This is a genomic window from Ruegeria sp. CDSC081 (assembly GCF_059610485.1).
In genome coordinates, this window is sequence record NZ_JBXWNS010000002.1 from 65,761 (window position 1) to 85,959 (window position 20,199).

The window sequence follows — 20,199 nt, forward strand, 5'->3', positions numbered from 1 at the left end:
CCTTGGTGCGGCTTTCTGAAGAATCGAGGCTGCCGCAGATCATGACTTTGGCATTGGGAATTATTGAATGTGGTTTTAGATCGACATCGTTTATACGACCAACGCCAACAGGGCCGGCCCGGAAAGATCTAGATGTCTCACATCTCATCATTCCTGTCTTCGTAGAGGGGTAAGTAATTCGGGGGCATAGGGCCTTTGTTCCGACCGCCCTGGTTCATCTGTTCCCAGGCGTGGGCAAGAATTCCAACCGAACGGGACAAGCAAAACAGCCCCCGCGACAGGGGCGCGGGAAAGCCAAGTTCGCAAAAGATCACGGCTGTCGCGCCATCGATGTTCATCGCAATCGGCCGACCGCCCCGTTGACGACCAAGTTCGGCCTGAACCCCTTCTCCGATGTCTGCAAAGCGACCTGAAACGGTGCCATCATTTGCCGCATTGCGAACGAGCTGCATCAGCCGGGGTGCACGCGGATCGACGGGCTTGTGAAACCGGTGTCCGAAACCTGAAACGATCTTGCCGTAAGTCTCGCGCCAACTGTCCAGACCATTCCGAACAGCATCATTCAGCGATGCCCCGGCATCTATGCGATCGGCGATATCATAATAAAGCTCGGCGCACTGCTCGCCTGCTCCGCCATGTACATCGCCCAGCATATTCACTGCAGTCGCGATCGCATTATTGAGACCTACTCCACAAGTAGCAGCCATACGCGCAGCCGCAATCGAGGGAGCCTGCGGGCCGTGATCCACACCTGCGACCAGAGCGGCCTCAAACAGGCGCGCCTGAGCATCGCCCGGCAGATCGCCTCGCACCATCATCCAGATCATCTGCGGAAAGGATACATTCCCGATCAGGTCCTCTATGGCGTTGCCACGAAATGCGATGTACCCGGGCTTCATATCGATGATGGAGGTGCGCCACCATTGGCGAACGGCGCGCTCATCACTTGTCATGTTTTCATCCAGCGCGCTCATGGCGTTTGCACCTCTTTCGCCGCCTGAGTTTTCCTTTGCGCGGCGAGGCGAATAGGGGCGTTGCGCGCGCCAAAACCTGCATAACCAGCGCGGCGTTCAACGATTTCAAAGAAAAAACCGTTGAAAACGGGACGGCTATAGATCTGAAAATACTCTGCTCCCCCCGCGCGATCATAGAGGATATTGCCCCCATGCAGTTGGGTGATCAGGTCGTCACTCACCCCAAAAGTCGCCTGCAGATCAGCATAATAGTTTTCTGGAATAGTCAGGCTGGGGAAACCAGACTTAAGCAGTTGAGCAGAGGTTTCAAAAATATCATCGGACTGGAAGGCGATATGTTGAACACCTGCCCCAAAGCCTTCTTCAAGGAACGATGCCGCCAGCGTTCGGCGACCGACGGCCCCGTTCAAGTTCAGACGCACTTCGCCTTCGGGGCTTTCGATGGCCTGGCTTTGCACGACGCCCGACGGGTCGGCCACGTTCACGATTGGCGACTTTGCCATGTCGAAGGTCGAGATGTAATACAGCAGCCAGCTTTGCATTTCATCGTGGCGCATTGTCTGTGCCAGATGGTCGATACGGCGCAATCCGGCGGGTTGCATGGCTTTGGTTTTGGCAACCGGTTCGAATTCGATATCCCATACCCGATGCAGATCGGATTTCTCATCGATGAAATGAACGACGTTGCCACCAACACCACGGATTGCAGGGATATCCAGCTCTCCTGTTCCCACCGGCTGTAAGAAATTCGGGGCGCCCAGCGCGGTTGCACGTTGAACCGTCTGATCCGCATCTTTGACACGCAATCCCATATCACAGACCGATGGGCCATGGCCCAGAAACGCCGAATGGGCAAAGCCTTCTTTTTCGGTATTCACAACGATGTTGATCGCGCCTTGCCGCCACAATTCGACAGACTTGGTGACGTGCTTTCGCTCCATTCGAAAACACATTGCTGACAGCAGGTCTGCCAGTTGTGCCCCGCTTGTTTCATCGGCTGCAAACTCTACGAATTCGAAGCCTGACGCATAAACGCGTTCTGGCAGGTTTGGGATGCCGAAATCGGTTCCCGGCTCGGTCCGGAATACCTCATCCAGGAGGTTCACCAGCGACCTGTAGCTGTCTCGGGCAAGTGTTCGGCCGCCGGGTTGAGGAGCTGCTTCGTTGACGCGCGCAATGGACCAATGCCCTTTGTATCCTGCTCTGGCCAGCACGCGCACAAAGCCTGCTAGGTTAAGTGATCCAAGCCCAGGTAGAAGCCCGAAGTGCCTTTTGAGTCTGCGAATATCCATCTCAAGCCGGGGCGCATCGGACAGTTGCACATGGAACAATCGCTCTCCGGGAATGTCCCTAAGGCGGGCGGGTTTGGAACCGTCAGCGAGCGAGAAGAAAGAGTTTAAAGCCAGTCCAAAGTAAGGGCTGTCAATCGCCTCGACGACGCGCAACGCCTGTTCGTCCGAGTGAATGAGATCGGACCACGGCAAACCCATATAAGCCAAGCGAAGCCCCATCCCTTTTGCAATCTCGGTCGCTTCGCTGAGGTCTGAGATCACCTGATCCTCGGTGGCAGCAGAGTCCACTTCGAATGCAGAGCCAATTAGCAGCAGATCCGTTCCCAATTCGCTCATCAGATCGAGTTTGCGCTTCAGCCGATCAAAGGCACGTTCCCGCTCGCTGTCGGCCTGGCCTTCAAGGTTATGGAAGGGTTGCAGCAGACAAATCTTTAGTCCGAGATCTGATGCAATGTCCCGAATTCGCGATGGTGGCCCGTCAAAAGCGGTCAAATCCGGTTCATGCAACTCGACACCGCTAAAGCCCGCATCAGCGATTGCACTTAGTTTTTCGGCCAGATCACCGGGGATCGACGTTGTCGAAACCGAGAGACACATTACCCCTGATACCCAAACATACGCGGCAACCACAGAACCAGATCGGGCATCAGCATCATGATCACCAAGGCGAAAATCAACACCGCCAAGAAGGCCCAAATCTCGGAAATGATTTCACGCAGTGGAATATCCGAAACAGCATTAATTACGAACAGCAGAATCCCGTAGGGCGGCGTGATCAGACCGATCATCGAATTCACGACGACCAGCACACCGAAATGCACCAGATCAATACCAAGCGCTTCGCAAGTCGGGATGAACAAGGGCACAATCACCAGAATGATCGTTGTCGCGTCCAAAACGCACCCCAGGGCAAGGATCAGCAGGTTGACGAGGATCAAGAAGACGATCGGACTGACATCCGAACCTTCCAGCAGCGCCGAGATAGACTGTGGGATTTGCTCCTGAATCACGATGAAGTTCAAAATGAACGCGCCACCAATGACAACTCCAACCGCTGCAGAAGAACGGGCGCTGTCAACGAAGACCTGATAAAGGCCACGGAACGACAAGGCGCGATAGAAGAACCCTGCCAGCAGCAGGGCATAGAGTGCGGCCACGGCCGCGGCCTCGGTCGGTGTCGTGACACCCCCGTAGATGCCATAGAGCAGGATGGCGGGCATTAGCAGCGCAGGAAACGCATTGGCGGTTTTGGCGGGCAATTCGCGCAACGGAACAGGTTCTTCCAAGGCAAAGTTCCGCTTTCCTGCCAGATAATAGTTCATCGCCATGAGGACGACGCCCATTATCAGTCCCGGCAGAATACCGGCCAGAAATAACGAACCGATAGAGGCCTTGGAAACAAGCGCGTACAATACCATCGGGATTGAGGGCGGAATGATAGGGCCGATTGTTGCCGAGGCCGCCGTGATTGCGGCTGCATAGCCTCGGTTATAGCGGCCATCTTTGGTCATCATCTCAATGATGATTTTACCAATTCCCGCCGCATCCGCGACAGCAGAACCGGACATGCCGGAAAAGATCAGAGATGCCACTACGTTTACGTGTCCGAGGCCACCCTTGAAACGCCCGACCGCCGCAACGCAGAAGTTCAGCAGTCGATCCGTGATCGACCCCGCATTCATGATATTGGCGGCGACAATAAACAAAGGCACGGCAAGCAGGATCGTGCTTTTGTAGAAGCCTTGTAGGATCTTCTCGCCCGCTAGGGCGACATCCAGTCCGGCCGTGCCTAAATACACCAATGAGGCTAAGAGGATGGAATACCCAATAGGTGTCCCAATGCCCGCCAGAAGAAAAAGAGCGAGCAGGCAGGAAAGAAGTTCGATACTCATTTATTTGCTTCCTCGTCGTCTACGACGTCGACACGGGGATGATCGTCAACCACGTTGTACCCAACGACCAGTTCCAACTCTGTTTTTGGAGGGCCATTGCGCAAGACGTCGAAGAATAACCACGCGTATCGCGCTGCTACGACCAGCATGAATACCGCATATATCGAAAACACAGTGCGCAACGGTATCTTCTCGCCCGAGAACGGATTGCGGACAGTCGCTGTCTTGCGGATTTTCATCCAGTCGATGTAGTCCCAGGTCGGCAGGAAGCTATAGAGCATCCCGATCACAATCGCTGCGGCCGCCAGCATTGCAAAGATCTGGCGAACGCGCGTCGGCACCGAAAGATAGATGATGTCGAACTTCACATGATCCCGTTCGCGCACGATAAAGGCGCAGCTGAAGAAGATCACCCAGACCCAAAGAATGCCGATCAATTCTAGCGTCCAACCGGCGGGTGTAAAAAAATACCGCAAGAGAATTTGCAGAAGGAAGATCAGGAAGATTGCCGCCAGCATCCCGCCGGCAATCGCTTCGGTCAGTCGGGAGAACCCCTTGATAAAGGCCTTCATTGCGGTTCTCCCTCTCTTGTCTTGCTGAACTTAGTTGCCCAGAGCGTTAATCCGATCCAGAATCCCCTCGGGCCAAGAGCCAGCGAATTCGCTGTCCAGATACATGGACTGTACCTGATTGCGGAACGCATCGAGATCAGGTTCGTAGATCTCCATCCCTTGCTCTTTCAGGAAGCTGACAAGGTCCTCTTCTTTCTGAAGCTGCTTTTGGCGACCAGATTCCGCGGCTGCGTCTGCGGCTTCCTGAACTTTAGCCTGCTGTTCCGGTGTCAGCCCGTCCCAGACACCCTTGCCAATGGCGATATAGTTAAGGTCCACCAGATGCGACGTCAGAACGATCTGATTGGTCACTTCATAGAACTTGGCGTCAACCACGGTCGGCAGTGGGTTGTCCTGACCGTCAACCGCACCTGTCGACAGAGCGGTGTAAACCTCTGAGAAGGCCATTGGCGTTGGGGCTGCACCCAGAGCCTTGCCTAGAAATTGCCATGCGTCAGTGCCCGGCATCCGAAGATTCACGCCGTCCAAGTCCGCTGGTGTCGTCACGGTCAGTTCATCTTTGGGCTGGCGCAGGTTCACCTGACGTCGGCCCAGATACATAACCGACAGGAGTTTAACACCCAGCTCTTCCTCAGCCTTTTGCTTGAACGCATCCATCAAGGGATCGGTAAAGACAGCCACCTGATGCGCGGCGTCCTGATGGACATAGCCTGCAGTAAAGATCGAAAACTCAGGGAAGAACTGTGCGAGTTCCTGCGCCGAGGTAATCGACATTTCCAGGTTGCCCCGGCTGATGGCGTCAAGTTCGGTGCCCTGTGCAAAGATTGTGCCGTTATAGCTGGGCTCATAATTTGCGAACTCGGCAACCATTGGCGCGAAGACATCTGCCATGGCGACCGAGCGCTGGTCGGTCTCCGATCCTGATGTTGCGAGGCGAAGTTGCACTTTGTCTTCCGCCAGCGCACCACTTGTTGCGCTAAACAGAACACCGGTTGCGACCAGGGCTGATACTGCAGCCCTACGGGTAAGTTTGGTAATCACTTTGCTCCTCCCTGAGACATCATGAAGCTTCTTTTTTGCGATTCAGAGTTTTGACCTATTTTGGACATTTTGCAAGATTTTTTACAAAATATCAGATATTTTATATTACAGATACATTTGCCTTTGGCGTATTTTGCAGGCTTTTTATCCTGACCTTCTCGCCCATTCTGCAGGAATTCTGTATAGCTTCAATGACTTGAAGTGTTCTGAAACCTTCCCATCCGGACACAATCGGATCTGCTTCGTGCCGAGCAACTTCAACAAAGTGCCTGAGTTGATTGACCAGCGGATCAGATGCACCCTTCTTCAACACGGTTGATGAGATTGGCGTCCACCAATCCCGTTGATCACCTTGGTAGTTCCATAGTCGAAGATCAGGTACGGACAACGATCCATAAGAACCACCGATCATGTAGCTACTCTCCGCTGTCGACGGATAGATTGGATATTCCTGAGACGTCATCTCCCAGCTCCACGGGGCGACGATGCTGTCGGACACGCTTATGGTCCCAATCGCTCCGCTTTCAAACGTCAACAGAGCCCCGGCGACATCTTCGTTGTCATAACCGCGTTGCGATGAAGCCGACTGCGCCTGTACCGCCACGACCTCTCCGGCCAGATACCGCAGAAGGTCCACATCATGGACAAGATTGACCGAAATGGGCCCTGCACCGGGTTTCTTTCGCCAGGGCGCGGCATCAAAATATTCGTCGGGCTTATAGAACCAGCAATTCGCGTGGACAGCACGAACATCCCCAATCCTCCCATCAACAATAGCTTCTTTGGCTGACTTGATCAGGGGGTTATGCCGACGATGATGTCCGACCATCAGAGGCACATTGGCCCTCTCCGCTTCCTGGACAAGCTCCAGTGCTGCGGCAGCTTCCACGGCGATCGGTTTTTCGACGAGAACAGGACACCCATGTCGCACACATGTAAGGCCTTGTTCGACATGAAGCGTCGTAGGGGTCGCAAGCACAGCGCCGTCCGGCGTCTGAGTTGCAAACATTTCCTCAAGGGTCTCGTAGCATGCCACCCCGTGCTCAACGGCGTAAGCACGGCCTTCGTCACTGGGATCGACGACCGCAACAAGGTCAACATGGCGCAACGCCCGGATAGCATCTGCGTGGCGGCGTCCAACAAGGCCAATGCCAACAATGGCAATGCGAAAGTTCTTAGACACTTTTGCTTCCTTCCGGATGGTTCGAAAAATCCCGAAACCGACATTTGCGACTGAGCTGCATTGCTCAATTTGGACATGAAGGTATTGGGGTTTTCGCGATTCCGCAATAATATATGATATTATTATTTTTACCATACATCAGTTGGGATTGCTGATGTCTCCGAAAAATGCTAATTGAACGAAGAAACTGAGAATATCGGGTGAAACGCATGGCGAAACAGCCGTCTACGATAGGTGCAAGCACCTATCAGCGCATCAAGCGGGATATCATCTTCGGGGCGCTGCAACCCGGTTCCAAACTGAAGCTGGACGCATTGAAGGAACGCTATGCGGCGAGCCTTTCGACACTTCGTGAAACCCTAAACAGGCTTGCCAGCGATGGGTTTGTCGAAGCTCCCGAACAACGGGGATTCCTGGTTGCGCCGGTCTCCCGAGAAGACCTGACCGAAATATCAGAGCTGCGTGTCCTGTTGGAATGCCACGCGTTGGAGTTGTCCATTGCGAACGGCGACACGGATTGGGAAGGCAACCTCGTTGCCGCACATCACAAACTGCACCTGATAGAACGGCAACTTCTCAAGGGCGACGAATCCGAGAAAGAAACCTGGAAACGTTATGATTGGGAGTTCCACCAAGCGATGATCGCGGCCTGCAACTCCAAGAACCTTCTGTCTCTGCACTCGATCATCTACGACAAATACTTACGTTATCAGATGCTCGTGCTGACCAATCGTGGCGAAGAAGCCATCAAGGAGCATAAGGGTATGTTCGATGCAGCATTGGCCAGAGACGCGAACACGGCAAAGAGGTTATTGGAAGACCACATTCGAAATGGCCTCGCGCATACCTTGGAGGCTATGTGACCTCTCCCCCCTTTACTGTGACACCGGTACTTTTAAGCTAAGAGCTGAATACGGTGATGCAGTGCTTCCGATGGCGTCTCAGGATCTAGTTAGAAATCTACATCTTCAGCGTGCCCCTGAGCAGCTTTTCATCATCCGATGATGGTAAAGCACTTCTTCTCGCTCTCTTCGACAATCCTGTGCAGTTCCTCGAACCGATCCTTGTTCCCATTGGTAATGCCAAGTTTGGGCCTTAGCTGTTTTCGCATCTTTTCATTACGCAATAACGGATTGCGCGAAACGGAGCTTGATTGCCGATGCAGCGGTTTGTCAAAGCGAGATAGGTTCCCTCTTACAAAACTGTTGCGTGCTTGGCTGCATCAAAGGCTGTCGGGTCAGCTTGTACGTTGCTTGTAATACGTGTCTTTGTGGACAATCAGCCCGTCTCGGTAGGTCAGGATGTCAACGCTTAGAAACTCTTCTTTTGAACCATCCTTGTGCACGGCTGTACGGCGATATTCGCAATAAGCCTTGTTGCCGGAAATAGCGCAGTCGAGCGTTTCCCAATGCACGTTCGCGACCTTTTCAAACAGGGCTGCAAAAGCACCACGAATGGTTTCGGCTCCTTCCAGACGCACGCCATGTTCTTCGGGGCCAACAGCGTGATCAAATGTAGCGTCGGTTGCGAAGTGTCTCATTACAGAATCAATGTCATTGGCGTTAAACGCGTCACCGACAGAGTCGACTAGGTCTCGGGTCAAAGCGGTCATGATTTCGGTCCTTTTCCTTGAAGCATATCGCAAGTGTGTTTGAAGAAGGGGCTCGTCGGGTCGACCAGCACATTCAGTTCGTCAAAGTGATCCACATCGGGCACGAAATAGAGACCCATCTTGCGGTCTGCTGTTTCGTATTTTTCGACATACATTCGTGCCTGCCTGTGGAACTCATCGGTTTCCGCGCCGCCGACGACGACCAGCTGAGGGGCATTGGTACCCGGAGGGTGCTTGGTCATCGGGCTTTCGGCCTGGGCTTCTGCCGGATCCATTTGGATGCCCGCATTCAAAGCCTCGGTCAGGCGGACCGGCTCAAGATAGCTGAGCGGTGAGACCGGAATGCCAGATTTAATCAGGTCTGTTGGCAAGTCATCGTCAAATGCCGGCCAATCGGTCGCCATCATCATCTGGGTAATATGGCCGCCAGCGGAATGGCCCATAACGCAGAGACGGTCTGGATTGATGCCCAATGCTCCCGCGTTGCGCCAGACAAAGGACATGGCCTCACGCGCTTCTCCTGAAATTCTCGTGATGGTCACAGACGGGCAAAGATCGTATCCGATGACAACAACATTGAACCCCGCCTCAACAAACGGCGGCGCAATGAAGCTGTAGATCGATTTGTCGCCACGCTGCCAATAGCCGCCGTGGAAATAGACCAATGTCGGTGCGGCGGTGTCCGCGCAGCGGAAGACATCCAGCTTTTGTTTTTCACCTTCTCCATAGCGGATATCTAGGCTGCAATCGGATGTTGCACGCGCGTGCGCGCTGTCGCGGCTCCACCCGGGAATGACGGTCACTTCATAGTCCGGCCGCCCAGCCCGCAAATTGTACTGCGCGTCGAATTCGTCAGGGCTGAACCGGGTGTGGAAAGTCAGGTGATCACTCATGATACTGCCTCCGATTGGGGCGCGGAAAAGAACGCGCCGCGACAAAAGACCAGCGGAGGAACGGGTGCATGGGCATAGTTCACGACACGTCCCAAGAGGATTTCATGATCACCCGCATCAACCCGGTTGTGCACGGTGCATTCCAGATGCGCAGATGCACCGGGGACCAAAGGCGTCTTGGCCCCAGGAGTCCATTCCGTATCGGCAAACCGGTTTTCCACATTGCTGGCAAAATGCAACGCCAAAGCTTTCTGATCCGCGGACAGGATGTTGACCGCGAAATGATCAGACCTGGACAGCGTCGGGAACACGCGACCCGATTTTGCGACACAGACAGAGATCACAGGCGGCTCGAGTGAGACCGAGGTGAAGGAGTTGGCGGTCAGGCCCCATGGCATGCCCTCGGGGTCATAAGTGGCCACGATTGTGACCCCTGTCGGAAAAGCGCCAAGCGCACGGCGAAAGTCACGCAAGTCCATCACAGAACTCCTTCACTGACACAGGCCTTTTCAAGGGCGGCCCACTCATCCGGGTTTGTGCCGAAATGACGCATGACGTGACCCCGGTATGCGGGGCGTTCCGCCAATCGTTCGTACCACGCTTCGACATTGGGCAACGGTGGGCGGTCGACCTCGACATTGAAATAGCGATACGCCACGCAACCCAGCGGAATATCCGCCATGGTAAAGCTGTCGCCACAGACATAGGCCTTATCCGCAAGGTGCTGATCCAGAATGGTCAGCGTTTCATGCGCCTCATCGCGAAGTTTGGCGATCTGTTCCTGGTCCCGTTGGTCGGATTGGGTGCGCACAGTTGCAAAAAACAGGTAAATCACCGGCCCGAAGGCGCGGCTGGCGGACCACTCCATCCATTGATCCGCGATGGCACGGGTCTGTAGGTCAGAGGGGCTAAACGTACCCGCGCCGTACCGGTCGCAGAGATACCGCACAATGGCGAGGCTTTCCCAAAGCGCGAAATCCCCATCGCGGATCGCCGGGATCATTTTGTTGGGATTGATCTGCGCGTACATATCAGTGTCGAGCTTGCCAAAGCTGCCCCCGGCCAGTTGCAGCGTATAGTCCAATCCCAACTCATTGGCTGTCCAAATCACCGGAATAACGTTTGATGAATAGGGCCGCCCCCAAATTTCAAGCATGCTCCAACATCCTTTTCTGCGCAATGGATTGTGTCCCGAATTTTGGAACGACATGCTCAAACAGTCGATGCCAACTGGACAGGATTTTCTCATAGGGAACGCCAGTGTATTGCTGCATCAACATGAGGTGGTCGAGGCCGATGGTTTCCTGCCGCTCGGCAAAACGATCCGCTACATATTCGGCGTCACCAACCACAATGATCCCGCGTTTATTGAGGAAATCGAACCAATCCATCTCTTCGTCCTCAGAAGTCATCTCTTCGCCGACATCAAGATAGCCATGTTTTGTCCACTCGCCCTTGGGGCGCGACCCGCCGAGGAATTCGTAATAGGCATTGATCGGGCCACGAATGGTGTTCACCGCCTCCTCCATGCTTTCACCGACATAGAACGCCGTGCAGACGCCAACGCCTTCCCCAGGTTTCACATTGCGCCCTTCACGTTTGGACAGCGCCTCGCGGTAGGGTTCCCAGCAGGCCAGTGTCGCCTTGGGTCCAGCGGCCATCGAGATCACACCCCACCCTTTTTCACCAGCAAGCTTGAATGTAGGAGGCGCATTCGACATGAGCCAGACCGGTGGGTGCGGATCAGAATACGGGCGTGGATGCACGTATATCGCTTTGTACTCGCCATTCTCGTCGTGATAGCGCGGGTCCAGCGGTTCAAAAAAACGGTTGGTTTCTTTCCAGCCTGGAACTGGGAACTCATAGAACTCACCTTGATGGGTGAAGGCGTCGTTGGTCCACGCCTTCAGAATAATATCCAGGCTCTCTTGATAGAGGCGCATCACCTTGGCGTTGTCGCGCCGATCCGCATCCGAGTTGAACTGGATGGTCGAGCGCTCATTGATGCCCTTGGCGACACCAAAATCGAACCGGCCCAGCGACATGTTATCCAGCATCGCCGCGTCTTCGGCCACGCGCAATGGGTGCCAGTCCGGCAAGATGATGGGCGCCGTTCCAACCCGCAGTTTTGTGCAATGAGCAGCCACATGCGTACCCATCTGGATCGGGTTGGGCGGCGCGTTCATATAGCCGTTATGGGCAAAGTGATGTTCTGTGAACCAGGCGGTCGTGAATCCAGCCTGCTCTGCCAGCGAACATTGTTCGAGGATCATCTCCAGTGTCCGGGTCCAGGGAATCGTCTCACCAGGACTGAAATTGGCAATCAAATCAAAGCGCATAGCGATCTCCCGGACAGATGTGGAAAGTTGAATTATTACCCAATTTTCAACTAAGTTGAATTTTACTCGAAAAATCAACAAAAATCTCTTATCCCGAATGCATGAATAGCAACGTTACTGATACTGACACTCAACGGCTTGGCAGCGAAATCCGCGAAGTGCGCAAGGCGCGTGGCCTGACGTTACAAGACCTTTCGGAAACGGTATCCTGCTCGACGGCGTATCTGAGCCGGATCGAGCTGGGATCAGCAAAAGCATCGGCGGAGCTTCTGCGAGAGATCAGTGAAGCGCTCTCGGTCGATCCCAACTGGTTCTTTCCCAAGCAATCGGGTGTCGGACCATTGGAACGCAAACATGTCGTACGCAAAGAAAATCGCAGGGCGCTTTCCAACATGTACACGCGAACAACCCAGGAGTTGGGATTCGAAGACGAACTGCTATCCAGCACACTATCCGGACAATGCTATCTGATCCTGTCACGGTTCCGCCCAGGAGCCGGTACACCGCCTGAACCCCAGGAAGGTTATTCTTTCGAGGGCGAGCAACATGCGATCGTCTTGAGTGGCGAAGTGGAGCTGCGCCTTGGTGAAGAAATCATAGTTCTTCGCAAAGGCGACAGCTTTTCCTACCCTTCAATGATCGCGCATCGGTTCCGCAACCGGACTGACAAAGAGGCCACAATGGTCTGGGCGATGTCGCCAATACGAATTACTTGGTGATTGTTGGCCAGCTATCACTATTGCGAGAATTGCTTTTGATACAAAGCAACGGATAATGGCATTCGGAAAAGCCCACAGATCTGACCTAACTGCTTGGGCCAAAACCAGTCATTTGGTCAATAGAGACAACAGTTGGCTTTGTCCTGCGATCTGTAAATTCGACCACTAATCGCCGCTACGGTCTGCATGAATGGTTATCCTTTCCGCTGAACAGCGGCACCAGATCCTCCACTCGCGCTGCATTTGAGACGCTGCGTGCGCTTGCAGCTAACCAACGCGATCTCGCTCTCTTCGATATGACCATCGACAGTAAATTGTGCGGCTGTGGCTTGGTCACGATTGAAGTCTATGATGTCATGGCTTCTGTTCAGATCCATGAGCAAGCTTCAGACCTGCAAAGCAAGACTCAGAGACCCCTCCACTTCGAGATTCATGAAGGAACCAGAACCTCAGTCGAGAGGTGAATGGAAGACGAACCAAAGGTCGGGTTTGATTACTTTTTAGCAGGGCGTTTCCATGAGCGTTTGGGCATTTCAATGCGCAGATCGTGCGTGATTGGGCCACGTCTATAGGTTTTTCGAACTCGTTGGTGCTGTCGTGTTGCTCTGCAGCGGAATTTGGTCTCTGTTGCAAGAAAGCCGTCTTATGAGAGGTCACAATGCCCCAAACATCCGCCACCAATCGTCGTATTGTTCTCGCCAATCGCCCAACCGGACAACCGGACGAGAATACACTGCGCCGCGAAACCACGAGCGTTCCTGAACCTGGACCAGACGAAATGCTGGTACGTACGGTGTACCTGTCGTTGGATCCTTACATGCGTGGCCGAATGAATGACGCAAAATCCTATGCCGAACCCGTTCCGATTGGCGGTGTTATGACGGCGCAGGTCGTCGGGCAGGTGGTCAAATCCAACATCGAAGGATACGAAGTCGGAGAGTATGTGCTCAATACAAGCGGGTGGCAGGATTTTGCTGTCTCAGACGGAACGCAGGTCGTTAAGTTGGGTAAATCTCCGGACAACCCGTCTTGGTCGCTCGGAATTCTCGGAATGCCAGGCTACACGGCTTATGCCGGGCTTCTGAAAATCGGGGAGCCAAAAGCCGGTGAAACAGTTGTTGTGGCTGCCGCAGCCGGCCCGGTAGGCGCAACAGTCGGTCAGATCGCAAAGCTAAAAGGATGTCGCGTAGTGGGCATCGCAGGCGGTTCTGAAAAATGTGCTCATGTAGTCGAAAACCTTGGATTTGACGCGTGTTTGGACCATCGATCTGATGATCTGGCGGCGCAACTGCGCGAGGCTTGTCCAAGTGGAATTGACGTGTATTTCGAAAACGTTGGCGGCAAAGTTCTCTATGCCGTATTGCCGCTCTTGAACCCGTTTGCACGGGTGCCCGTCTGCGGGATTGTATCCTGGTACAACCTGCCCGGCCTACCGGACGGCCCGGATATGGGCCCTGCGATCATGGGCACGATCCTGCGGATGAAAGTCAGAATGCAGGGTTTCATAATCTTCGACAACTTCGGTGCCGACGTGTATCAGGAGTTTGTCCGCGATATGACGGCTTGGCTCAAAAACGGTTCAATAAGCTACAAGGAACATATGGTTGAGGGGCTGGAAAATGCTCCGGAAGCATTCAATCAACTGCTGGCCGGCGGAAACTTTGGAAAGATGGTCGTAAAAGTTGGTTAGCCGGACACGCAGCCAGACATTGCATCGTTCTTTGGATGGTTCCATCGTCAAAGTAACGGCCCAAAGCTGCAGTTGAGCCAAAGGTTCGATCTTCTCGGCTGATCCCGAAATCTGCCATTCGGACTACTGGAAGGATGCGCCACTTTCAGAAGTTTAGTCGCCCGCCACGGCATTTGGATAACGCTCGACAGGGATTTTGCGTGGGGGCACATTGCTCTGGGAGGCGTATATGTCGCCAGCGGCGACGCAAATGCAGCCGTCGACGCTGTGCATCAGTCACTTATCCTCGAACCTAACGGATACGAGGCTAACCTCTTCATGGGTTTCTATCTCCAGTTTGCGGGGGACGCCGCAAGTGCCGTGGACTATCTGTTGATCGCCAAACGTCTTATTCCTGTGCAGACTTACGCGTAGACGCTGCCCTATGAATGTTCGCTCCAACAACCCGGTCTCTAGGTTGGTGCATCTCACCTTTGTGCAGACTGGGCTGATCGTGTTGAAAAACTCCGATTTTCGTGAAGATGGGTGAAATACTTGCCTGCAGGAGGCCTTTCCGAGAATTCGTCGAGGGGTCGGCCTAAAACTCGCGTTGACATTGTCCGGAGCTCTCAGGGCCCCTACCAAGCACAGGGTTTCAATTTAGCCGCCGTAACGGATTCTGGCGGAAAAATGCAGCCGTCAGATACTCGAGTTTTTCAACACAATCGGCTCATAGCGGCCATCGAAGCAAACGCAGCATCCTATGATATTGTAATACGTCAACGTCGGGTTGGCGCTGACGTCAGACATCTCGCATCCCTCTTCAGGCGGAATTTGTCCGGCACCTTGCATGTAAATTTTCTGCACCGGATCGCCATAGAAGCCGAGACGGAAGCCTAGTGAAACCGCCTGCGCCACTTCGCGGAGCGCATCCACAAAGGCCGGGTCTGTGTCCTGACTTTCATCCCGGAAAGCCTGCTGTGCGCGTGTGCCTCCGGCTTGTGCGCCAAGGACTCCGCTTGCAGGCTATGGCAGTTCCTGATGACGTGCCGGTCCGCAACGGCCTAGACACAATGGCCGACAACCGAAAGATTGCCCAAAAAAAAGAAAGTGTTGCGCCATACATTCAACTTATGGATAGTTGATCCCACTCGAAATGTTCTACGGGCGGACAAAGGCGAGCAAAGCCTCTCGCTTGGTGCTTGTCTGCGACCAACTCAAGTTTCACTGTTAGCGAATGTGAGGGAGTGACCGATTATGCCAGTTTCGTATTTGAACAGGGCCGTCGCGGCCGGGTTCCTGATTTTAAGCATTGGGATTGCGCCGGCGCTTGCCCAGGAAGGCAGCGCGGGCGGCAAGCCGAACGTTCTCGTCATTTGGGGCGACGACATCGGCCAGTCCAATATCTCCGCATACACAATGGGGTTGATGGGTTATCAGACGCCGAATATCGACCGGGTTGCCAGAGAAGGAATGATCTTCACCGACTACTACGGTGAACAATCCTGCACGGCTGGCCGGTCATCCTTTATCATGGGCCAGTCAGTCTTCCGTACCGGCCTTTCCAAGGTCGGCCTGCCCGGTGCTAAGGAAGGTATGCAGATCGAAGATCCCACCATTGCCGGCCTCCTCAAAGCCGAAGGCTATGCCACCGGTCAATTCGGCAAGAACCATCTGGGAGACCGGGATGAACACCTTCCGACGAACCACGGTTTCGATGTGTTTTTCGGAAATCTCTACCATCTGAACGCCGAAGAAGAGCCGGAAAACGAGGACTACCCGAAGGATATGGTGTTGGCAGACGGCACGACGTTCCTTGAACGGTTCGGTCCGCGTGGTGTTTTGAACGTGACCGCGACCTACGGCGAAAATGAAATCACCCAGAATATCGAGGATACCGGGGCACTGACCCGGAAGCGGATGGAGATTGTGGACGACGAGACATCAGATGCTGCAATTGCCTGGATGGAAGAACAGACCAACGCCGGCACCCCGTGGTTCCTGTGGTGGAGCGGCACACGGATGCATTTCCGTACCCACGTCAGCGAAGAGAACCGCGCGCTCGCGGATGAGTTATACAATGGGGAAAAAGCTGATGAATACACTGCCGGCATGATCGAACACGACATGGATATCGGCAAGTTCCTCGAAAAGCTTGACGAGCTCGGCATCGCCGATAATACCATCGTGTTCTATTCCACTGATAACGGCGTCCATATGAACACATGGCCGGATGCCGGAATGACCCCGTTCTGGGGCGAGAAGAACACCCAGTGGGAAGGCGCCTGGCGGGTGCCTGCTATGGTCCGCTGGCCCAGTAATATCGCGCCCGGAACGATCTCGAACGAGATCGTGCATCACATGGATTGGCTGCCAACATTCCTGGCCGCTGCAGGCAATGAAACCATCAAGGAAGATTTGCTCGAAGGCATCACCGTTCCGGAAATGGCAGGCCGCGAGTATCGCGTCCATCTCGACGGCTACAACCTATTGCCAATGCTCAAGGGTGACACGGACAAGAGCCCGCGTAATGAGATCTTCTACTTCACTGACGACGGCGACCTCGCGGCGATCCGGCTCAACAACTGGAAGATCACCTTCCTCGAGCAGAAGGCCTGGGGAACTCTCCGGGCCTGGATGGAACCGCTGACGCCGCTGCGCGTGCCGCTGATCTTCAACCTGCGCCGCGACCCTTATGAACGCGGTTACCGGACGTCGAACACCTATTACGACTGGCTGATGGACCACGCCTTCATGCTGGTGCCGGCCCAGGCTTATGTTGGGCAGTTCCTGGCAACCTTCGAAGAATACCCACCGCGGCAGGAGGCGGCTTCGTTCAGCCTCGACAAGGTAATGGAGAAGCTGTCGCAGCCGGGCGGCTCGCAGTAGACTCATCCCGCTTCGTCCCGACGGAGTATTCCGTCGGGGCGCCTAATTTTCCGGTTGCCTCGGCATCCCTTTCCCTGCACTTGCGGAGGTTGTCCCTATGCGTGCTCTGCTATTTTCAATTCCTTTGACAATTCTGTTTGCATCAGCTCCGCTCGCTGACCCTTTGCCGTCTTGGACGGACACGGCCACCAAGGATCGGATCATTGCGTTTGTCGAAGGCATAACGGACCCGGATTCACCTGATTATGTCACCCCGGCCGCGCGTATTGCGACCTTCGACAATGACGGCACGCTCTGGGCAGAACAACCGGTCTACTTTCAACTGCTATTTGCCATCGACCGATTGAAAGAAATGGCCGCCGCTGATCCCGGGGTGCTCACGTCTGACGTGCTGCGGGCCGCAGTCGAAGGCGACATGGAGACAGTGGCCGCCTCGGGCACTGAGGGACTTTTGGAAATCGTCTCCACCACCCACTCCGGCCTGACGGTGGACGAGTTCCAGGCCGCCGTGCGCAGCTGGCTGGACACGGCCAGGCATTCCGGCACAGGCCTGGCCTATGACCAAATGGTCTATCAACCCATGCTGGAGCTCTTGACCTATCTGCGCGATGAAGGCTTCCGTACCTACATCGCCTCAGGCGGCGGCCTGCATTTCATCCGGGTGTTCTCTGAAAGCGCCTATAACATTCCGCCCGAGCAGGTCATCGGATCCATCGGAAATGGCAGTTATTCCGCCGGGGACGGACCGCCGCGGGTGATGAAGGACCCCGGTTTATTCTTCATCGACGACAAGGCAGGTAAGCCCGTTGCTATCGAGGCCCGCATCGGGCGCCGGCCGGTGATCGCAGTGGGAAATTCCGATGGAGACTTCCAGATGCTTGAGTGGACTACTGCGGGCGATGGTGCGCGGCTGGGCATCCTGCTGCACCATACTGACAGCGAACGCGAATACGCTTACGGCCGTGAAAGCCATATCGGGCAGCTTGCACGCGGACTTGATGAAGCAGCCAGCCGCGGTTGGCTGGTAATCGACATGGCCCGTGATTGGGAGCGGATCTGGCCGAGCCGCGAATGAAGCCCTGCACCATCCCTGTGCATGAACGACCCAGAAAATCGGATGGCCCTCTGAAAATGCAGATTGTAGTCTTGATCCTTCTCTTGCTGCTGGGTCTGCCAGCGATGGCCCAGAGCCTTGACGGCTACTTGGGGTCGGATCGTTGCACCGGTTGCCATAAGGACAGTGCCGCAGGCTGGGCAGGATCGCATCACGCTCAGGCCTGGACAACGCCGTCGCGGGAGACGGTCGCAGGTGACTTCGGCGGAACGGCCTTTCACCATGACGGTATGACCGCCCGGTTTCAGACAGGAGCAGAGGGCGAATACTACGTCGAGGTGATCGAAAAGGATGGATCGCAAGCGGAATACAAAGTGCATTCGGTTGCGGGGATCGAACCGCTGCAGCAATATCTTCTCGAGACCGAACCGGGGCAGCTGCAGAGTTTTGACGTGGTCTGGGACACCGAAGAGGGGAAGTGGTTCCACCTTTATCCGGACCAGACCCTGCCTCCGTTGGATGGTCTGCATTGGACGGGTCCCTACAAGACCTGGAATGCGCGCTGTGCGGAGTGCCACGCCACCGGGTTCCGCAAAAACTACGACGCACGCCGTTTAAGCTATGCATCAACCCAGGTCGAAATAGGCGTTGGCTGCGAGGCTTGCCACGGACCGGGAAAGGACCACGTTGATTGGGCTGATACATGGGAAACGACAAGGACACCGCCGTCCGCAAACCATGGATTTCCTGTGGATTTCGCCGATCCTCGGCAGGCAGTCGAACAATGCGCGACGTGCCATTCCAGACGCGAAGCCAACTTGGACGGCAACCCGGTGCCAGGCACGCGTTTTCATGATGCCTACACGCTCGCACTTTTGCGCCCAGGACTTTACCACGCGGACGGGCAGATCCAGGACGAGGTCTATGTCTACGGCTCCTTTCTGCAATCTAAGATGCACGCTCGGGGCGTGACTTGCCTGAATTGCCACGGCGCACACAGTCTGGACCTGAAGGCAGAAGGCAACGGCCTTTGCACCCAATGCCACAGCCCGGCGGGCAATCCGGACTTCCCAACACTCACAGCAGCAGACTACGACAGCCCTGCACATCACTTCCACCCGGAAAGCAGCGCTGGAGCGAAGTGCCAGTCCTGCCACATGCCAGAACGCGTCTACATGGGCAACGACTGGCGCGCCGATCACTCCTTCCGCATTCCCCGGCCGGATCTTTCGCCGGTGACGGGAGCACCGGATGCCTGCACCGCCTGCCACCGCAGCCAGGACGCAGCCTGGGCAGCTGCACAGATTTCCGCTTGGTATCCGGACGACAGAAACCGTGGCCGGCATTACGGGGAGGTGCTGGCGCGGGGACGTGCCGATGCGGCAGCGGCGGCCGGCGACTTGACCGCGCTTGCGCAGAATACCAGCCAGCCGGGCATCGTGCGGGCCACTGCGCTCTGGCTTCTGGAGCAGTCCAACGACCCGCTGTTCGCCGCTAGGCTGACAGACCTGCTGCGGGACCCGGATCCGCTTGTCCGCGCTGCCGCGGCCTCTCTGCAGCGCCTTGCACCGCTTCAGGAAAGGGGCAAGCGCCTGGCCGCTGTCTTTGCCGACCCTGCCCGCAATGTGCGCATGGCCGCTGCCCGCGCGATGCTGGGTGATACGGAGAACCGCCTCCAGAATGGAACCGCTAGAGAGCTGCAAGCCGCCATGGCTGAATGGCAGGATGCCATGGCAAACCGGCTCGATTTTCCTGAAACCCACCTCCAACTGGGCGGTGTGGCACTGAGCATGCGCAACATGGGCATGGCCACATCCGCGTTCCGCGAGGTGGTGCGGCTGGATCCGCAACGGCTGGATGCATGGATGATGCTGGCCAGGATCACAGCGGCAACCCAAGGACGCGTTGCTGCCGCCGCGGTTGTGGCAGAAGCTCTGTCAGCCAATCCGGAACACCCCGCACTTCTGGCCGCACAGGCAGAGCTGGAAGGAAGACCTGCGCCGCAAGGAGATAGCGAGTGACTGCTCTTGCCAGAATCCGGAACCTCAGAGCGGACCGCTGAGCTGCTCA

Annotated in this window: 18 protein-coding genes; 6 read left to right on the forward strand and 12 right to left on the reverse strand. The window is 55.4% G+C overall.

Annotated features, from left to right (window positions below; genetic code table 11):
* Positions 1 to 137 precede the first annotated feature (137 nt).
* From AC2FH9_RS03300 to AC2FH9_RS03325, 6 genes are all read right to left on the reverse strand, one after another.
* Positions 138 to 974, reverse strand: coding sequence for a citryl-CoA lyase (locus AC2FH9_RS03300; RefSeq protein WP_496749201.1), 837 nt, complete (start codon positions 972 to 974; stop codon positions 138 to 140).
* The gene (locus AC2FH9_RS03305; RefSeq protein ID WP_496870770.1) at positions 971 to 2,863 is read right to left on the reverse strand and encodes a bifunctional sugar phosphate isomerase/epimerase/4-hydroxyphenylpyruvate dioxygenase family protein; all 1,893 of its coding nucleotides are present in this window, start codon (positions 2,861 to 2,863) and stop codon (positions 971 to 973) included. The genes AC2FH9_RS03300 and AC2FH9_RS03305 overlap by 4 nt, the downstream gene beginning before the upstream one ends.
* Complete coding sequence (locus AC2FH9_RS03310; protein ID WP_496870771.1) at positions 2,863 to 4,158, reverse strand: TRAP transporter large permease; 1,296 nt, start codon at positions 4,156 to 4,158, stop codon at positions 2,863 to 2,865. The genes AC2FH9_RS03305 and AC2FH9_RS03310 overlap by 1 nt, the downstream gene beginning before the upstream one ends.
* Positions 4,155 to 4,730, reverse strand: coding sequence for a TRAP transporter small permease (locus AC2FH9_RS03315; protein ID WP_496692302.1), 576 nt, complete (start codon positions 4,728 to 4,730; stop codon positions 4,155 to 4,157). The genes AC2FH9_RS03310 and AC2FH9_RS03315 overlap by 4 nt, the downstream gene beginning before the upstream one ends.
* A gap of 30 nt (positions 4,731 to 4,760) precedes the next feature.
* Positions 4,761 to 5,771 carry a TRAP transporter substrate-binding protein DctP gene (gene dctP, locus AC2FH9_RS03320; RefSeq protein ID WP_496749203.1) on the reverse strand — a complete coding sequence of 337 codons (1,011 nt, stop codon included), beginning with the start codon at positions 5,769 to 5,771 and terminating at the stop codon, positions 4,761 to 4,763.
* Positions 5,772 to 5,871: 100 nt separating this feature from the next.
* Positions 5,872 to 6,954, reverse strand: a complete 1,083-nt coding sequence (locus AC2FH9_RS03325; RefSeq protein ID WP_496749204.1) for a Gfo/Idh/MocA family protein — start codon at positions 6,952 to 6,954, stop codon at positions 5,872 to 5,874.
* Positions 6,955 to 7,163: 209 nt separating this feature from the next.
* On the opposite strand from AC2FH9_RS03325, the gene AC2FH9_RS03330 reads away from it, so the two are divergent.
* Complete coding sequence (locus AC2FH9_RS03330; RefSeq protein WP_496692299.1) at positions 7,164 to 7,817, forward strand: GntR family transcriptional regulator; 654 nt, start codon at positions 7,164 to 7,166, stop codon at positions 7,815 to 7,817.
* Positions 7,818 to 8,191: 374 nt separating this feature from the next.
* Here AC2FH9_RS03330 and AC2FH9_RS03335 read toward each other — a convergent pair whose 3' ends face one another.
* Genes AC2FH9_RS03335 through AC2FH9_RS03355 form a run of 5 tightly spaced genes read right to left on the reverse strand, consistent with a single transcriptional unit; the run spans position 8,192 to position 11,798 of the window.
* Positions 8,192 to 8,566, reverse strand: a complete 375-nt coding sequence (locus tag AC2FH9_RS03335) for a nuclear transport factor 2 family protein (protein WP_142638874.1) — start codon at positions 8,564 to 8,566, stop codon at positions 8,192 to 8,194.
* Positions 8,563 to 9,459 (reverse strand): alpha/beta hydrolase, encoded by an 897-nt coding sequence (locus AC2FH9_RS03340; protein ID WP_496709668.1) that lies wholly within the window; start codon positions 9,457 to 9,459, stop codon positions 8,563 to 8,565. The genes AC2FH9_RS03335 and AC2FH9_RS03340 overlap by 4 nt, the downstream gene beginning before the upstream one ends.
* Complete coding sequence (locus tag AC2FH9_RS03345) at positions 9,456 to 9,938, reverse strand: flavin reductase family protein (protein ID WP_281973656.1); 483 nt, start codon at positions 9,936 to 9,938, stop codon at positions 9,456 to 9,458. The genes AC2FH9_RS03340 and AC2FH9_RS03345 overlap by 4 nt, the downstream gene beginning before the upstream one ends.
* The gene (locus AC2FH9_RS03350) at positions 9,938 to 10,615 is read right to left on the reverse strand and encodes a glutathione S-transferase family protein (RefSeq protein WP_496870775.1); all 678 of its coding nucleotides are present in this window, start codon (positions 10,613 to 10,615) and stop codon (positions 9,938 to 9,940) included. Before AC2FH9_RS03350 ends, AC2FH9_RS03345 begins: the two co-directional genes overlap by 1 nt.
* On the reverse strand, positions 10,608 to 11,798 hold the full coding sequence (locus AC2FH9_RS03355; protein WP_496692295.1) for an LLM class flavin-dependent oxidoreductase: 1,191 nt from the start codon (positions 11,796 to 11,798) through the stop codon (positions 10,608 to 10,610). The genes AC2FH9_RS03350 and AC2FH9_RS03355 overlap by 8 nt, the downstream gene beginning before the upstream one ends.
* Before the next feature lie 101 nt (positions 11,799 to 11,899).
* Here AC2FH9_RS03355 and AC2FH9_RS03360 point away from each other — a divergent pair, with 101 nt between their 5' ends.
* The gene (locus AC2FH9_RS03360) at positions 11,900 to 12,517 is read left to right on the forward strand and encodes a helix-turn-helix domain-containing protein (RefSeq protein ID WP_496692294.1); all 618 of its coding nucleotides are present in this window, start codon (positions 11,900 to 11,902) and stop codon (positions 12,515 to 12,517) included.
* 658 nt (positions 12,518 to 13,175) lie between these two features.
* On the forward strand, positions 13,176 to 14,207 hold the full coding sequence (gene curA / locus AC2FH9_RS03365) for an NADPH-dependent curcumin/dihydrocurcumin reductase (RefSeq protein WP_496749205.1): 1,032 nt from the start codon (positions 13,176 to 13,178) through the stop codon (positions 14,205 to 14,207).
* A 678-nt stretch (positions 14,208 to 14,885) separates the two neighbouring features.
* Here the strand turns inward: curA and AC2FH9_RS03370 are convergent.
* Positions 14,886 to 15,122, reverse strand: coding sequence for a hypothetical protein (locus tag AC2FH9_RS03370; RefSeq protein WP_496870777.1), 237 nt, complete (start codon positions 15,120 to 15,122; stop codon positions 14,886 to 14,888).
* A gap of 321 nt (positions 15,123 to 15,443) precedes the next feature.
* Here AC2FH9_RS03370 and AC2FH9_RS03375 point away from each other — a divergent pair, with 321 nt between their 5' ends.
* The 3 genes from AC2FH9_RS03375 to AC2FH9_RS03385 all read left to right on the forward strand — a co-directional run bounded on the left by AC2FH9_RS03375 (position 15,444) and on the right by AC2FH9_RS03385 (position 20,150).
* A complete protein-coding gene (locus tag AC2FH9_RS03375) occupies positions 15,444 to 17,075 on the forward strand; it encodes an arylsulfatase (RefSeq protein ID WP_496679361.1) in 1,632 nt (543 codons plus the stop codon).
* A gap of 97 nt (positions 17,076 to 17,172) precedes the next feature.
* Entirely contained in the window at positions 17,173 to 18,150 is a 978-nt protein-coding gene (locus AC2FH9_RS03380) for an HAD family hydrolase (protein ID WP_496749207.1), read from the forward strand.
* 56 nt (positions 18,151 to 18,206) lie between these two features.
* Complete coding sequence (locus AC2FH9_RS03385) at positions 18,207 to 20,150, forward strand: cytochrome c3 family protein (RefSeq protein ID WP_496749208.1); 1,944 nt, start codon at positions 18,207 to 18,209, stop codon at positions 20,148 to 20,150.
* The last annotated feature ends 49 nt before the right edge of the window (positions 20,151 to 20,199 follow it).

Excerpts from the sequence above, each read along its gene's own strand:
- AC2FH9_RS03315 (WP_496692302.1), bottom strand. The coding sequence starts at position 4,730 with ATGAAGGCCTTTATCAAGGGGTTCTCCCGACTGACCGAAGCGATTGCC.
- AC2FH9_RS03355 (WP_496692295.1), bottom strand. The coding sequence starts at position 11,798 with ATGCGCTTTGATTTGATTGCCAATTTCAGTCCTGGTGAGACGATTCCC.
- AC2FH9_RS03350 (WP_496870775.1), bottom strand. The coding sequence starts at position 10,615 with ATGCTTGAAATTTGGGGGCGGCCCTATTCATCAAACGTTATTCCGGTG.
- curA (WP_496749205.1), top strand. The coding sequence starts at position 13,176 with ATGCCCCAAACATCCGCCACCAATCGTCGTATTGTTCTCGCCAATCGC.
- AC2FH9_RS03305 (WP_496870770.1), bottom strand. The coding sequence starts at position 2,863 with ATGTGTCTCTCGGTTTCGACAACGTCGATCCCCGGTGATCTGGCCGAA.
- AC2FH9_RS03360 (WP_496692294.1), top strand. The coding sequence starts at position 11,900 with ATGAATAGCAACGTTACTGATACTGACACTCAACGGCTTGGCAGCGAA.
- AC2FH9_RS03335 (WP_142638874.1), bottom strand. The coding sequence starts at position 8,566 with ATGACCGCTTTGACCCGAGACCTAGTCGACTCTGTCGGTGACGCGTTT.
- AC2FH9_RS03375 (WP_496679361.1), top strand. The coding sequence starts at position 15,444 with ATGCCAGTTTCGTATTTGAACAGGGCCGTCGCGGCCGGGTTCCTGATT.
- AC2FH9_RS03380 (WP_496749207.1), top strand. The coding sequence starts at position 17,173 with ATGCGTGCTCTGCTATTTTCAATTCCTTTGACAATTCTGTTTGCATCA.
- AC2FH9_RS03310 (WP_496870771.1), bottom strand. The coding sequence starts at position 4,158 with ATGAGTATCGAACTTCTTTCCTGCCTGCTCGCTCTTTTTCTTCTGGCG.
- AC2FH9_RS03330 (WP_496692299.1), top strand. The coding sequence starts at position 7,164 with ATGGCGAAACAGCCGTCTACGATAGGTGCAAGCACCTATCAGCGCATC.
- AC2FH9_RS03300 (WP_496749201.1), bottom strand. The coding sequence starts at position 974 with ATGAGCGCGCTGGATGAAAACATGACAAGTGATGAGCGCGCCGTTCGC.
- AC2FH9_RS03385 (WP_496749208.1), top strand. The coding sequence starts at position 18,207 with ATGCAGATTGTAGTCTTGATCCTTCTCTTGCTGCTGGGTCTGCCAGCG.
- AC2FH9_RS03340 (WP_496709668.1), bottom strand. The coding sequence starts at position 9,459 with ATGAGTGATCACCTGACTTTCCACACCCGGTTCAGCCCTGACGAATTC.
- AC2FH9_RS03345 (WP_281973656.1), bottom strand. The coding sequence starts at position 9,938 with ATGGACTTGCGTGACTTTCGCCGTGCGCTTGGCGCTTTTCCGACAGGG.